The sequence below is a fragment of the Clostridium gallinarum genome, from assembly GCF_014836325.1.
Classification (GTDB): domain Bacteria; phylum Bacillota; class Clostridia; order Clostridiales; family Clostridiaceae; genus Clostridium; species Clostridium gallinarum.
In genome coordinates, this window is record NZ_JACSQZ010000008.1 from 43553 (window position 1) to 58049 (window position 14497).

General features: G+C 26.1%; 13 protein-coding genes. 1 reads left to right on the forward strand and 12 read right to left on the reverse strand.

Annotated features, from left to right (window positions below; genetic code table 11):
* Positions 1-26 precede the first annotated feature (26 nt).
* Complete coding sequence (locus tag H9660_RS03470) at positions 27-680, reverse strand: helix-turn-helix domain-containing protein (RefSeq protein ID WP_191748604.1); 654 nt, start codon at positions 678-680, stop codon at positions 27-29.
* Positions 681-823: 143 nt separating this feature from the next.
* On the opposite strand from H9660_RS03470, the gene H9660_RS03475 reads away from it, so the two are divergent.
* Positions 824-991 (forward strand): ribbon-helix-helix domain-containing protein, encoded by a 168-nt coding sequence (locus H9660_RS03475; protein WP_191748606.1) that lies wholly within the window; start codon positions 824-826, stop codon positions 989-991.
* Positions 992-1224: 233 nt separating this feature from the next.
* Here the strand turns inward: H9660_RS03475 and H9660_RS03480 are convergent, their stop codons facing one another.
* The 11 genes from H9660_RS03480 to H9660_RS03530 all read right to left on the reverse strand — a co-directional run bounded on the left by H9660_RS03480 (position 1225) and on the right by H9660_RS03530 (position 14487).
* A complete protein-coding gene (locus H9660_RS03480; RefSeq protein WP_191748608.1) occupies positions 1225-3240 on the reverse strand; it encodes an ATP-binding protein in 2016 nt (671 codons plus the stop codon).
* A gap of 636 nt (positions 3241-3876) precedes the next feature.
* The gene (locus H9660_RS03485) at positions 3877-5025 is read right to left on the reverse strand and encodes a protein kinase family protein (protein ID WP_191748610.1); all 1149 of its coding nucleotides are present in this window, start codon (positions 5023-5025) and stop codon (positions 3877-3879) included.
* A 208-nt stretch (positions 5026-5233) separates the two neighbouring features.
* Complete coding sequence (locus H9660_RS16280; protein WP_243190590.1) at positions 5234-6301, reverse strand: peptidoglycan recognition protein family protein; 1068 nt, start codon at positions 6299-6301, stop codon at positions 5234-5236.
* Positions 6302-6351: 50 nt separating this feature from the next.
* Positions 6352-6606, reverse strand: a complete 255-nt coding sequence (locus H9660_RS03495; RefSeq protein WP_191748612.1) for a phage holin family protein — start codon at positions 6604-6606, stop codon at positions 6352-6354.
* An 18-nt stretch (positions 6607-6624) separates the two neighbouring features.
* On the reverse strand, positions 6625-6858 hold the full coding sequence (locus H9660_RS03500) for a hemolysin XhlA family protein (RefSeq protein WP_191748614.1): 234 nt from the start codon (positions 6856-6858) through the stop codon (positions 6625-6627).
* Positions 6859-7095: 237 nt separating this feature from the next.
* The gene (locus H9660_RS03505) at positions 7096-7581 is read right to left on the reverse strand and encodes a serine acetyltransferase (protein ID WP_207729398.1); all 486 of its coding nucleotides are present in this window, start codon (positions 7579-7581) and stop codon (positions 7096-7098) included.
* Positions 7582-7625: 44 nt separating this feature from the next.
* On the reverse strand, positions 7626-9317 hold the full coding sequence (locus H9660_RS03510) for a right-handed parallel beta-helix repeat-containing protein (RefSeq protein ID WP_191748616.1): 1692 nt from the start codon (positions 9315-9317) through the stop codon (positions 7626-7628).
* A 1-nt stretch (position 9318) separates the two neighbouring features.
* Complete coding sequence (locus H9660_RS03515) at positions 9319-9597, reverse strand: hypothetical protein (protein ID WP_191748618.1); 279 nt, start codon at positions 9595-9597, stop codon at positions 9319-9321.
* Positions 9597-11072, reverse strand: coding sequence for a phage tail protein (locus H9660_RS03520; RefSeq protein ID WP_191748620.1), 1476 nt, complete (start codon positions 11070-11072; stop codon positions 9597-9599). Before H9660_RS03520 ends, H9660_RS03515 begins: the two co-directional genes overlap by 1 nt.
* A complete protein-coding gene (locus tag H9660_RS03525; RefSeq protein WP_191748623.1) occupies positions 11072-11779 on the reverse strand; it encodes a phage tail family protein in 708 nt (235 codons plus the stop codon). Before H9660_RS03525 ends, H9660_RS03520 begins: the two co-directional genes overlap by 1 nt.
* Positions 11776-14487, reverse strand: a complete 2712-nt coding sequence (locus tag H9660_RS03530; RefSeq protein ID WP_191748625.1) for a phage tail tape measure protein — start codon at positions 14485-14487, stop codon at positions 11776-11778. The genes H9660_RS03525 and H9660_RS03530 overlap by 4 nt, the downstream gene beginning before the upstream one ends.
* Between the last annotated feature and the right edge of the window lie 10 nt (positions 14488-14497).

Here is a 14497-nt window from a genome sequence, read left to right on the forward strand (position 1 = left end):
CATACATTCGATTGTAAATATTTATTTTATATAATTATATAATCTTTCCTTAATAAATTTAATAAAGGTTTAGATAAATTTACTCCTGTTTTATAATATTGGTCTACTAATATTTTTATAAGAAATGTTGGAGTTTTTCCTCTTTTCTTCTTAAAATCTTTTATAGCTTCTCTTAATAATTCCTTATCTGCTAAAGATATTACTTTCTTAGCAAATCCACTATTATCTATATTTGTTACACTTCTTGCTAACCTTACATTACTATTGTTATCTAAGCTATTTACTTCAAATACATTTTCCTCTACTTCCTGTAAAGCTTCTTCGATAGTTACTTGTCCATCTATTGGTATTTCTCCATTACTATCTACTCCAATTTTAGAAACATTCTTCTTAGCTACTACTTTATTTATAAGGTGTTTTAATTTCTTATATATATTAAAGTTACCAGCTAATCCCTTTCTTTTTTCTATAACTATATAACCTAGTTGTTGTAATTTTTTTATACTTCTTTTAACTGTTGAAATAGAAATATTAAGTCTTTCTGAAATAACATCTATCGAAGGATAACTACATTGTTTTTCTTCATTATAAAGACTTAATAAATATGTATATATTCTGAATTCATTAGATGTGATATTTTTATCTGTTATTAGATCTGTAGATAATTTTAAGAATTGCATTTGCAGTTTCCTCCTTTCATTAATTAAGGTTGATTAACCTTAATTAAATATTACCACCTTAATCAACTTTAATCAAGTCTTTTTTTAATTAAAGTTGATTAAGTTTGATTAATAATGCTATAATATATATAGGAGGTGTTATTATGGCTGATAAAAAAGATAGTCTTGTTAATAGACAAAGATATTCAAGTACATTTGATATAGAATTATTAGAAAAAATGAAAGAACTTTCTAAAGAAACATCTATTCCAATGTCTAAGTTATTAGATAAAGCTTTAGAATTATTATTAAAAGATTATAATAAACTTTAAGTCTTAGAAATTTAAATCTAAGACTTTTTCTTTTAAGCAAATACTTTGTATTAGCTAATATATAGCTAATTAATATTGAATATAGATAAATAAATATAGATTGTGTTTCTTGGTGAACTTTTTAAAAGTTTCTTTGTAATACTTTATATTTTATTTATAATTTAAATAATATTTTTATTTATTACTCTTTAAAATACAAAAAGTACCTAGGATCAATCCTAGGTGCTTTTATGCTACTTAAATAATTTATCAAATAAAACTCTATTTCTCTTTTTTGAATCCTCAAGTAATTTTTCATATGAAATTATTTCAATATATGCATTCAATTCGTTTGAATCTTTATATCCAAAATAACCTAACCCATCAGGAGTTAACTTTAATCCTGAAAAAATAGCTTGTTGTTTTAATTTAGGAGTTAAATCTGCTATTATATATAAATAAAATGGAGCATTATCTGTAACTGATATAGGTCTGCCTTTTTTATCTTTTTTGGCTCCAGAACGTATATCACTTGTATATCTTAAAACTTGGTTAATTGGATTATCTTCATCTGTATAATCATCTCTCATAGGTCTTTTAAACTCTATCAATGTTAAAGCATTAAATGGCTTAGAATCTTCGTTACTTAATACAACTGGGTTATCTAAAATTAAGATATCAGGTCTATCTTTTGTATCCACATTTATTACCTCAATATTCTTCATCTGCAAATCTGAAGCCAAGTAATAATGATAAGATAATCTTTCATCTATTAACCATAAATTATGTTTTTCATAATCAATATCATCAGATACGGTTTTCATAGGAAAAATTAAATTATGAATATATTCTTCTAATGCATATTTGTTTTGTTCGTTATAATTCATGGCATTTTCAAATAAGTCAATAACTATCTTCCTATGAATTATATACTCTGCTAAAGTTGATTTACCAACTTCATTTTCCTTCTCTATATAATCAATATATCTTTTCTTATACTCCTCAAATTTAGTTATATCTTTTATCTTATTTTCTTTCAAAAACTCTTTACCTTGTTTTTTTACTTCCAAATGAAATTTTTGTTGTATTTTAAATAACTCTAATTCAAGCTCTTCACCACTAAGCTCACACTTTAAATTTTCTATTTCTTTGAGTTTATACTTTAATAAAGATTTATATTGTGGTTTTTCTTTTTTTATATAACCTTCGATAAACTCTTTCTTTTCCTTTTTTATTGGTTCTATATAATTTTTCAAATATTTTTTTACAACTTCAACAACTTCACTTTCTATTTGATTTTTAGTAACTCCATTTTGATTTAATAAATCTTGATCTATTAATTTATAATTAAATTCAGTTCTTTCATCATTTACAATGTCATCTAATAATGAACTTGAAACATAAGCTGAATATAAAAATTCTCTTTCTCCATCCTTTATCTTTCCTTTTAATTCTGGTATAGCAGAATTAAGAGGTTCTGTTTTTACTTCTCTCCAATTTGCACAATAATGAATTCTATTTTTATTACCATCAGATTCAAATAATTTGATGTGTTGAATATCAAATTTAATCCCTGATATTTTAAAGCTTTCAGTCTCTACATCTATTGATAAACTTTTATTAAACTTTTTTCTTAAATCAATAATATCAAAGTTATCTTCAATTATAACTCTTGGGGCATCTTCTTGAATAAAATACGCTAAGCAATGTTCTATAATTTTCATTCCTATTTTATTCAACTCTCTTGGTATTTTATCGCAATATTCACTTTTTATATTGCATAACTTTACTATAGTTTTTCTATCTTCATCAGTTTCAGTGTTTATTTTATCTTTTATAGGATTATCATTATCTAGTACAAAAGAAAATTCTACTTTTTGATTCTTATTATTTTCATTATATATACTAACAATATTTATATCATCAAAGATTTTTAACCACGAAAATCTACCTATACCTTTTCCACCTTTTGCTTTTTTATAAGTAGAATCTGATGTAAGGAAGGAATTATAGTTATTCTCATTAAATCCTATTCCATTATCCTCAATGATAAATCCGGTAATAGGATAACTTTCTCCCTTATCTTTATTTTCTAAAACATCTTGTCTTATATCCCTTAAAACCTTAATTCTTATTTCTAATTCTTTTTTATTCCCTAATTCTTCTATAGATTGAAATGAATTCACTACTGCTTCATATAAAGGTAATAATATTTCATTTTTAGATAGTTTATATTTATTTATTCTCCCAACTAAATCAACTTTAAACATAAAATACACCTCAAAAATTAATTTATAACAATATATTATCAATTTAATTTTTAATTAACAATATTTTATAATTACTTTTTATTATTTTTAAATAATTACAATATTATAATACAGAATTTAAAGTAATTGCTTACTATTCTCTTTCTTATTGTTATATAAAAAGCTAGTAAATAACATTACGTTTATTTACTAGCTCTAAATTTATTTATCGTATATAAAAACATTAAATTAAATGTTAATATTTATTTAAAAATCTATTTAATTTATTTTTAATATAATTTACTAAAGCGCACAATGTGCAAATAACATTTATGTTATTTAGGGCCTACAATTGCAGACTTTCACTAATCTCCTGCTCTAGCAATAAAATCCTCCCATATATTTAAAAATTAAATATAATAATTAATGTTTTTTAGAAAATATTAATCTTACGATTAGAAGTACAATAAAAAATATAAATGTTACTCTAAACATAAAAAATATTACGTCGTAAGTTAAATCCCTAATAAAAACACTAAATTTAGGAAGCTCATTAAATATCTCAATCAACTCCTTTCTATTTATACTACATATCATAATTATATTATTTTCAAATTTATAATTCAATATTATTTTTAATATAATTAAATTTTGATACTATACTATAAGACTTTCTATTTCTTTTCTTTCTATTTCAAGTTCTCCTTCACCATTATATTTAAAATATAGTTCTTGATTAAAAATTTCTGCTTGAAATCTATTAACATATATACAGCTTTCTTTTATCTCTTTATTTATTTTTTCTATAAAAGCTTTTCTTACATCTTCATAAAATTTATATATTGATCCCTCTCTGTCTTTACTATCTTTTAAAAAATTATATATTCTGTAATTTTCTATAGCATAATCACTTTCCTTTAATAAACATCTCATAAAGTATCTCCCTGCTTCTATAGATGAGTTTTCATAGTTATAACTTACTATTTTATTTAGTATATATCTAAGATCAAAAAAAGGAACTAACATTACAATTGTAGCTATATCTTCTATAATTGTATCTACTAACTGATAACTCGCAAAATCTAATAAAACTACAATTTTACTCATCGCCTTACATAAAATTCTTACAATATTAGGAGAAAGCATCTTTATTTCATTTACTCCTAATAACATCATTTTCTCATCAAATTTTTCTCCAATAATTCTAATAGTAGATTCATATAATAATTTACTATCTCGTTCTAACGAATATTTACCGCTAAATATACTAGTTCCATAATCTAATATCTTCATTTCTCTATTATGTCCTATTATTATATTATCTAAATGTAAATCTCCATGATATATACCATTTTCTTGAGAATATCTTAGTGTCTTGAATATATTTTGCAATATATCATATCGTTCATTTAATCCAGGATTATTACTTCTCAAATGCTCTCTCAATGTAACTCCATCAATCTTCTCCATAATACAACACTTGTAACCTTCAATTATTTGAGAATGAAGATATTTAACTATATTGTCATGATCTAACTTCGCTATCTTTTTTATTTCCTCTAATCCTCTTGCATCATTAGACTTTTTTTTCTTACGATTTGGTAGCCATATTTTTAATGCTCTAATTTGTTTAGTAATTACTTCTTTAACTTCTAAAATAACTCCATTATCACCTTTACCTATGTACCCTTTTACTTCATATCCACTAATATGAATTACTTTATTATTTATTAATACATCTCCATCTTTTAACTCAATAAAATTTCCATTTACATTCCATTTTTTATTTAAATAACTTTTACTCATTTATATCATCTCCCTTTACAAATACCAATATAAAATTCCCACAGTATTCTTGCTATTCATTTAAATATTGCCATAAAAATACAATTTATTATATAATAAATTATATTTAATAATATTTCAATTAAATATTCCAAATTTATAATTATATTTACTAAAATAAAAAAAAAAGCCTAGTAAGTAAGATTCCTCCTACATACTAGGCTTTAAATTAATATATTGGATTTTCTGTTATACTACTATCATTATCTCTTGGTGCATATATTGCAACTACTCCAAATCTTTCTGTTTTTATTTTATACACATCTGCAGATTTCTTTTCTAATATCTTATAAGATAGTCCTCCATATTGAGCTGGTGCTAATGCTCCTACTGCATAATTAATTGTATATGGTCCATCTACAGGATAAACCCTCCAACTTGACATATGTGGCTTTAAGTTTAAATATCCTAATCCTGTATCTGGTACATATGATTTAACTACATTACCATTACTATCATATATTATTGCTTGATTAGCTTTTGCTAAAGTATCTGCATTATCTAAACTATTAAATGCACCAAGTTGTTCTCCGTTTTTTCTTTTAACTCTATAATTAATAGTTTTTATTGCTACAGCTGAATTAGTAACATAAGAAACTACTAATCCATTATCTACACTACTATATACATTACACTTATTAATTTTAGCTAAATTCTTAGCACTATCTAAATTTCTAAATGCTCCTATTTGTTCTCCATTAGCAAGTTTAACTCTATAAATAACATCACTTGAAGTTGAATTATTAGTTGAAATATTAGTGTTGTTTAATTTAGCTTGAAGTTTATTTTTAAATGTATTCCATCTTTCAGTATTAGCAAAGTTAGGACATAATTTACATTTATCTGTAACATCATAATGGCTTCTTACATTGGCCATAGAAATATTATATTTTTTCATTAAATAAGCTCCTAATTCAATAGCATTATTTTCTGTTGTTTCTGTAACTAAAAGATTAGTTCCCATACAACACATTTCTATATTAATTGAATTTTGATTATTTACTTCTGTTTTAGTATTACCTACTGACCAAGCTCCACATAAATCTTCTACTGATTGCCATATTTCATTATCATCAACAAAGTAATGAGCTGAAGCTTGTCTGTCTCCATTAAAGAAATAAGTTGCATTATTTGCTGCAGTAGAACTTTGAGCTCCTACATAGTGAAATACTAAAAATTTAGGATTATTATAATCATAATGGTTATATGGACTTATTTTTCTTTGTATTGTTTTCATTTTACATTCCTTCTTTCATTAATTAATTTTTATATAAAAAAGAAGCAAGATTACTCCTGCTCCATATTTGTTTCTATTAACTTATCACTTACATAAGGTATATAAGCCTTAGTGTTTTCAGTTGGATCATTTAGCACACCTAGTAATATTAAAATACTACATACTGTATTTATAACTCCAACTACCTTATCAGAATCAATATTAACTCCTAATTGTACTAGTAAACTTACTCCTAATCCTGCTAAAGCTAATATAGTTCCTTTATTATTCAATCTTGTTAATATAGACTTTAAAACTTTACTCATTTTTCAACTTCACCTTTCTTATTTAAATATTCCTTGTTGAATTACATAAAAAAAGAATCCTATTAAACTACTTGCCATTATACCTATAAGCCAATTTATACTTTTCGTTTGAGCTTCAAGTTTTTCACAAAGATTATCCATCTTAACATCAGTTGCAGCTCTTCCTTTTTCTAATTCATCCAATCGCTCTGAATGATTATTTAATCTTTTCTCATGCGTTTCAAGCTGATGTTTTATTAGTTCATCATTCATAAATTGCCTCCCTCCTTTAAATTTCTATATAAAAAAGAGCCTACAATTAGTAAGCTCTTATTGACATATTACTTGTCTTTACTTTATTATCTTTTTAGTAGTTAACCTTGCCAGCTAGGATATTACATACTGCTTTATCGCCTAGCTGGCATTATTTTATTTTTAGTTGTAAATTTTTAGATACCTCAACGTAAGTAATCAATTTTTAATAATAGAGTATTAAATTTTAATACTCTATTATTTAGATCTTTCCTTTATGAATTGTTTTGAATAAACAGTATAATTATTCATAACATCTTCTGTTACAACTGCATTTGCTCCAATTCGTACATTATCTCCAATAATTACATCTCCAATTATTTTAGCTCCGACTCCTATGAAAACATTATTCCCAATTCTAGCAACGCCTCCATTGCTACTAAATTCATTGACTCCTATAGTAACTTGATGATAAATAGAGCAACCTTCTCCAAGCTCTACATTAGGATGTATTACTATTCCTCTTGGATGTTTTAATCTTAAACCCTTACCTATCTTTACTTTAAATGGTATATCTACTTGGAACAATATATCTATAAATATTTTACGTATTATATTCAAACCGACTAGTAAAATACCTCGTAACAATGAATTAGAATAATATACTCTATTCCCAATCCTATATATAAAAATTATGAACATTGCAAATAATCTATATTCACTTGCTTTAAAATCTTCCTTCATTACCTTCCCCCATAAATGATACTATAATAATAATTTTAACATAATTAATTTATTGATCCAACAGATGCCCTCCAATAAAAATCATATGATTCATTTCCAGAAAAATAAATAGTTATATTTGTTTCATCTGATGTAACCATTATATTCTGGGGTCCAATTGCACTTCCTCCTTTTGCTTGAACTAACACAGAACCGTACGGACTTACAGAAGGATTTCCAGATAAACCATGAGGTATTTTCCCACCAGATACTAGTTTTGTTGCAATCCCCTGATTCTCAGTAATATAACCCTTATTATGATTAAATGTATTAATATCAGCATTTATTATGCTAGATGTTGTATTCTTAGTTATATCATTATTTTCAATTACATTATAAGATGGATTAGAGCCTCCATATGCAATTCTTATCCCTACATTATTTAGTTTTATTTTATTATTATTTATTTTATTATTTCCCGATTGAAGTTTTATTCCATCATCTAAGTTACCCAATATTTCATTGTTAGATATATTATTTTCATCAGAGTTGAATAAAATTATCCCTTTACCATTATTACTTATAATATTGCTTAAAAACAAACTTTCTTCAGAATACGAAGCTTCTATTCCATTTGTATTATTGTATATATTATTATTTTGAATTATATTTCTAATATTTTTAAAACCTTCTCCACCCGATATTCTTATTCCAGCACGACCATTATTAGTAATTACATTGTTAGAAATTAAATTTCTACTTGCACCATTTCCTATATACAATCCTCCATAAGAATCTCCTATAGTTCCTGTAATTATATTACCTTTTATAATACTATCCTTAACACCGTCACCACTTTCAGCAACAATCCCATCAATTCCTATCCCCATTAGTATATTATCTTTACAAACATTGTTTGAAACTATATGATTACTTCCTCCATTAACAGCTATCCCTATTCTACAATTGCTAACTATATTGTCAGATATAATTACATTTTTACAATTAATACCCAATGCAGATATTCCTGCTCCAGAAACACTAGTTGAACCACTAACAATATTTTTTCTTACAATTACATCAAAACAATTATCCCCTATATCAATTCCCTTATTCTTAAATCCCTCTAATTTAACCCCTTCTATGCATATATTGTTTGAGTTAATTGCCTTAATGAAATTATTAGTATCCTTAGTACTACCTTTTGCCTTTCCTCCAATGCCTAATATCGTAACATTTTCTTTATTATCTAAATAAAATAAATTTCCCAATTCATTCTGCTCACAAATCAAATTACCTATTAAAATTACTTTTTGATTTGAATTTAAATAAATATATTTAGATATAAAATTACCTTCTGGTATTATTACAGGAATATTCCCAGCGAAATCCATTGCATTTCTTATAGCTATTGTACAATCTGTATTGCCATCCCCCACTGCTCCGAACCATTCTATATTTATTCCTCTTAAATTTATTTCTCCCCATATTCCAGATTTAGCTATATAAGTTTCAGGTAAAACTCCTATTTCCGTATTAATTTGTTCCAGATGCGAATCAAAGTTATCTAACCTATTTTTTAATTTAGCTTGGCCACCTCTTGCATCTACAATTTCTGCATTACTATTTCCAGCATTAATTACTTGTCTATCATAATCTTCTCTTAACTGCTCTACAACCTCAATTCCATCTGCTATGCTATCTCTAACTTCTCCACCAAATATAGCTCTTCTTATTTTATCTGCTATAACTCCCATTTTAAGCACCTCCTAATTGTATTCCTGTAATGTGAATATTAACTCCTTGCCCTTTTCCTTTTATTGAATTTGTCATTATAGGAGTATCTATTACCTTAAATTCATTTGAATTTAGCGTAAATAAAAAAGTAACACCATCTAAATTTAGTGTTACCTGTTTCTCTGAACTATTAGAGTTATATAAGAGTATTGTTTTTACAATAGATCCATTTGAATTTTTATATAATTCTGTTTCTGTATCTGTTAATGTTGTAGCTGCTATTCTTTTTACCTCTTCCATTAATATACCTCCAACATTACTCTGCGTTTTAATTTTTCAAGTTTTTCATTAGTATTATTTAAAGTATTTTGTATATTAGAAGTTGTATTTTCTAGTCCTAAAGTCTTATTTATATTATCTTGCAATGATTTATTTATATTTGTTATTGTATTTGCTAATTCTAGAGTTTTATTGATATTATCCTGTAAAGATTGATTTATATTAGATATTGTTCCTGTTAAATCTGCTAGAGTTTCATTTGTATTAGTTAGTATTTCATTTGTATTTTTAACTACTTCTACAGTATTATTAACTTCTGTTGAAACTGTAGCTACTGTTGCTATTGTTGTGTTCAAGTTATCATTTATAATTTGGATATTTCTATTAGCTTTTACTATTCCTAATTGATAAGCCTTAATATCTTCAAATTTATCTCCAATACTTAAAGATGAACTTTGAGGATTATATATATCTATAGTTTTTTCAATAACTCTAAGATTTTCATTTATACTCATTAAAGGATTAATAACTGGATAACTATTCCCTACTTCAAAGCTATCAAAATCTAATCCTATAGTGCTAAGATCTAAAGCTGTTACTTTATATTTTTTCTTAATTCTATTATTTTCTTTAAGATACTCTTGACCTTTTCTTAATAGATTAGAAGAATCAGTAACATTATCCCAAGTAACAGAATCAACTATAACCCCAAATTCTCCTATAGCTGCAATATCATCTATATATTTAATTCCATTATTAACACTTTCTATTGTTAATCTTTCTTCACTATCTTCTAACTTATTTCCTAAAGGTATTAATCTACTTATTATAGAAGTTGGGTCCTTCTCCTGCTCTATTGTTTGTAAGTTCTTAGCTACTCTTATTTCTGTATTTTTTAATTCTCCTATACTTGATAAATAATCTAAATACCTTATTCCATCTTCATATCTTATTTTCAGTTCTCCACCAAGCCTATCTATAAGCTTATCTTTAATAGCATCAAAAGTTTTTACATACCCTAAATATCTATACAGGCTATCATTATTATCTATTACAGTTACTATTCCAACTTGGAATTTCTTATCTTCACTTACTTGTGAATTATGATTATCTATTATAACTTTTAGAAAATCTCGCACTGAAATATTATGATACTCTCCATAAACAGTACTACTATCCATTAAATAACCTAATTCACTTTCACAAGTAACACTTTTAATAATTCCTCCATCACTACTCATATTTTCAGTTGGAATTAATACTCTTCCCTTAAATTCTAAGGTATTATTTTTAATATTTAAAACTTCTACTAAAGTAGTAAGAGCATTTAACTTATTATATCCAGGATTATTAAAAGCTATATTAAAAGTAAAATTATCTATAGTATTTATTCCATGTTTTATACTTCCAGAAAGTAATCTTGGTGCTTCAATATCAGTAGATAAAGCATTAATTATTGTTTCTTCATTATTATTTTTTATAGTTATTTGATACATTAAAGCACCTCTTTTCTAAATACAAACTCTATATTGCCAGTACCCTTTAAAATTAAATTATTATCTCCTTTATCTAAGGTAAATCTCCAATCTTTTGTAGTACCTGAATTAAATTTATATGTTGTGTCACCTTTAATTACCTCAAAACTTTCTGAACATATAACCGTTGGAGAAATTCTTTTTGAACTTGAATTAATTATATTTATAGATTTGCTAACTAATACATTAAAATTAGTTTCTTGTAAATAATCTAATTCAAAATTAAAATCATCCCATGGAATATTTCCTTCACTTTGTTTATAAATTCTAAATGGATAGCAATCGAACTCTACAGTTATTTCCCCAACACATGTTAAAACTTCTATAGATGATATATTAATAACTCTACCTTGAAAACTTCCAACTTCATAATCAATTATTAATTCACTTTTTCCTGCATTATATAACCAATTTATAACTTTTGTATAAAAAGAATTTAACTTAGTTCTAGTTATTGCTTTAAAGCCATCATATATAAATGCAATTTTTATACTTCTATTGTTATATGTTGTTTCTCCATATAATTCTGTGAAATCATAATCTCCATTTTGAAATGGTACACTCTCTTTTATAGTTTTAGGAGTTGGATATGCTATTTCAATTGATTTTATTTTTAATTCAAAATCATCAAAAGACTTTAAATTATTAAATTTAATTTGTCTTATCACGCACTATTCCACCTTCCATATAAACTCAAGTTTTTGCCATCTATTTTATTTAACCTACTAGATAATTTTTCACCATCTATTACTGCTTCTACTTTTAAATCTTTAATTGCATTTGACATTGATTCTAAAGCTTTAGCAATAAGGCTCATAGAATTACTATTTTCTTCTTTTATATTATTTAATTCTTGTGTAAATTGTCTTGCGATACTATCTAAAACTTCAGTTTGAGAAAATGAATTAGATCCTCCATTAATTTGTCTAATCATATCTGTTGCACCTAAAGATGCTCTAGTTGTAGAAGTATAATAAGAACCACTTAAAGCTATGTCATTTAATCCTAATGTAGATATTCCACTAGTATCTACTCCAATTCCTACTGTTCCAATACTAGAAGGCAAATCAGCACTTTTAAATAAATTTTTAAATGGATTAATTTTTTCTAAAACTCCTCCTACTTTAGAACTAACACTACCTAACCAACTAAATAGATCTGATAACTTATCAATTACCCATTGTATAGGAGTTAATACTGCATTCATAGCAGTAGTTATAGCACTCATAAATTTACTCATAGCAGTAACAGCTACCCCTGCTACTTTTGATATTACTCCTACTAACAAATCAAATATAGGATATAATATATTCCATGCTACCTTTATTACTGTAAATGCCCCACTAAAAGCAGTACCTAATATAGCTATAACAGGTTTAAGAAATGTTATCACATAATTAATATAAGTCTTTACAAATTCAAATAATGGTTTCCCTAGGTTATTCCAAACAGTTACAAATGTATTTATTACTTGATTAAATACTTGACTTAAGAATGGTAAATTTGCTACAAACCAATCTACGACTACTTTGAATATCTCCATCATAAAATCTACTATTGGTTTTCCTACTGACTCCCAAACAGTTTTCATAATATTAAATACAAGTTGAAAAGCTTGAGATATTCCTGGCATACAATCTGATATAAAGTTAACTGTAGCTTCTATTAATACTCCTACCATATCAAATAAAGGTTGAACTATTGTATTATAAATATCTTGTAACATAGACCAAGTATTATTGAAAGTTTCTTGTATATTACCAAAGTTCTCACTAAACTTTGATTTTAGATTTTCTATTGCTAATTTTATATTTTCAAAATTACTTGCTACTCCACCTGCTAACAAACCTACAACTGCTATAACTCCTACTATCACTCCTGTTATAGCTAAAAACGGTATACTCGCAGTTGCTATTGCAGTAGATATTGCTCCCCACATTATTATTGCAGTTCCTAATGTAGTTATTAATGTTCCTACAACTAATAAAATTGCTCCAATTACTGTTACTACACCAGTTATAGCTGTTACCAGTTCTGGATTTTTTTCTACCCAACTCGATATAACTCCAACTATTTCATTAATCTTTTCTAAGAAAGGTTGTAATAATGGTAATAACTTTTCTCCTATAGATCCTTTTAATTCATCTATTTTTTGAAATAGCAATTTACTTTGCATACCAAATTCTTGTGCTTCTTGTGCTGCTAATCCAGTTGCTGATGCACTCTGTCTTGCTACTTCATTGTAAATAGCCATTATTTTTTCATTATTACTTAAACTATCCCAAGATTTCCCCAAACTTTTAACATATTCAGTATTTGCTAAAGTAGTAGCTGAAACATTAACCCCAAACTTATCAAGTGCTTCATAGTTTCCTTGAAGTGCAGATTTAAATGCAGATAATGATTCATCAAAAGGAATATCTGTAATTGCCCCCAAGTCTGCTACTAATCCCATAGTTGATTCTGTAAGATTATTAGTTTCTTCTGTAGTTAACCCCATATTTCTATAGTAATTAGCTATATTTGTAGCACTATCTTTATATTGTTTATTTGTTAATCCTATATTAGAAGCTAATTCACTACTACTATTTATTAAATCTTGCGTAGTTGAATCTAGACTTTTTAATATAAATTCTGTACCAGCTACTTCTGCCGAATATTCAGCACCGGAAGTAACCAATTCTCCCATAGCTCCTACTATTTTCTTACCAGTATTAGTAACAGATTCACCAACTTTTTGAACACCTTCACCTATGATTGTTATTTGTGCCCCAAAAGCTACTGCCTCTTCTTTAGCTTTATCAAAACTATCTCCTAATTCATCTATATTCCCACTATCTATATTCTCTAATGTGTTAGAAGTTTGACTTATCTGTCTTTCCATTTCTTTTATTTCAGTTTCTGTACTTGAAATTGTAGTTTTCATATTCTTTAAGGAATTATCAGCATTAATAACACTATTTCTTTTAGTATCAAGTGCTATGTTAGCTTTTTTTAATTGTTCCTCTAATTCTTTAACTTCTTCACTACTCTTGCCATAAGTTGCTCTAGTTTCTTCTAATGCTTGTTCTAATGATTTAACTTTTTGCTCTTGTTTTTGATAGGATGATATTGCTTTATCTAAAGTTTGGGTGCATTTCTCTTGCTGTTGCTTATAAATATTAAGTTTATCTTTCAATTTTTCCAGTACTGATTGCTGAAGTTTTAATTTTTCACTTAAGCCCTCTGATGTTTTTTCAAAATCTTCTATTCCTGCTCCTGCATTTTTAAAATCTGTTTGCATTTGCTTTATATCTTTATTAATAGAAGTAATTTGTTGCTTCATAGTTCCAGATTTCAAAGCAAGATTAACTACCAACTGTTTTTCATCAGCCATTTTATCCCTC

Excerpts from the sequence above, each read along its gene's own strand:
- H9660_RS03470 (WP_191748604.1), bottom strand. The coding sequence starts at position 680 with ATGCAATTCTTAAAATTATCTACAGATCTAATAACAGATAAAAATATC.
- H9660_RS03475 (WP_191748606.1), top strand. The coding sequence starts at position 824 with ATGGCTGATAAAAAAGATAGTCTTGTTAATAGACAAAGATATTCAAGT.
- H9660_RS03480 (WP_191748608.1), bottom strand. The coding sequence starts at position 3,240 with ATGTTTAAAGTTGATTTAGTTGGGAGAATAAATAAATATAAACTATCT.
- H9660_RS03485 (WP_191748610.1), bottom strand. The coding sequence starts at position 5,025 with ATGAGTAAAAGTTATTTAAATAAAAAATGGAATGTAAATGGAAATTTT.
- H9660_RS16280 (WP_243190590.1), bottom strand. The coding sequence starts at position 6,301 with ATGAAAACAATACAAAGAAAAATAAGTCCATATAACCATTATGATTAT.
- H9660_RS03495 (WP_191748612.1), bottom strand. The coding sequence starts at position 6,606 with ATGAGTAAAGTTTTAAAGTCTATATTAACAAGATTGAATAATAAAGGA.
- H9660_RS03500 (WP_191748614.1), bottom strand. The coding sequence starts at position 6,858 with ATGAATGATGAACTAATAAAACATCAGCTTGAAACGCATGAGAAAAGA.
- H9660_RS03505 (WP_207729398.1), bottom strand. The coding sequence starts at position 7,581 with ATGAAGGAAGATTTTAAAGCAAGTGAATATAGATTATTTGCAATGTTC.
- H9660_RS03510 (WP_191748616.1), bottom strand. The coding sequence starts at position 9,317 with ATGGGAGTTATAGCAGATAAAATAAGAAGAGCTATATTTGGTGGAGAA.
- H9660_RS03515 (WP_191748618.1), bottom strand. The coding sequence starts at position 9,597 with ATGGAAGAGGTAAAAAGAATAGCAGCTACAACATTAACAGATACAGAA.
- H9660_RS03520 (WP_191748620.1), bottom strand. The coding sequence starts at position 11,072 with ATGTATCAAATAACTATAAAAAATAATAATGAAGAAACAATAATTAAT.
- H9660_RS03530 (WP_191748625.1), bottom strand. The coding sequence starts at position 14,487 with ATGGCTGATGAAAAACAGTTGGTAGTTAATCTTGCTTTGAAATCTGGA.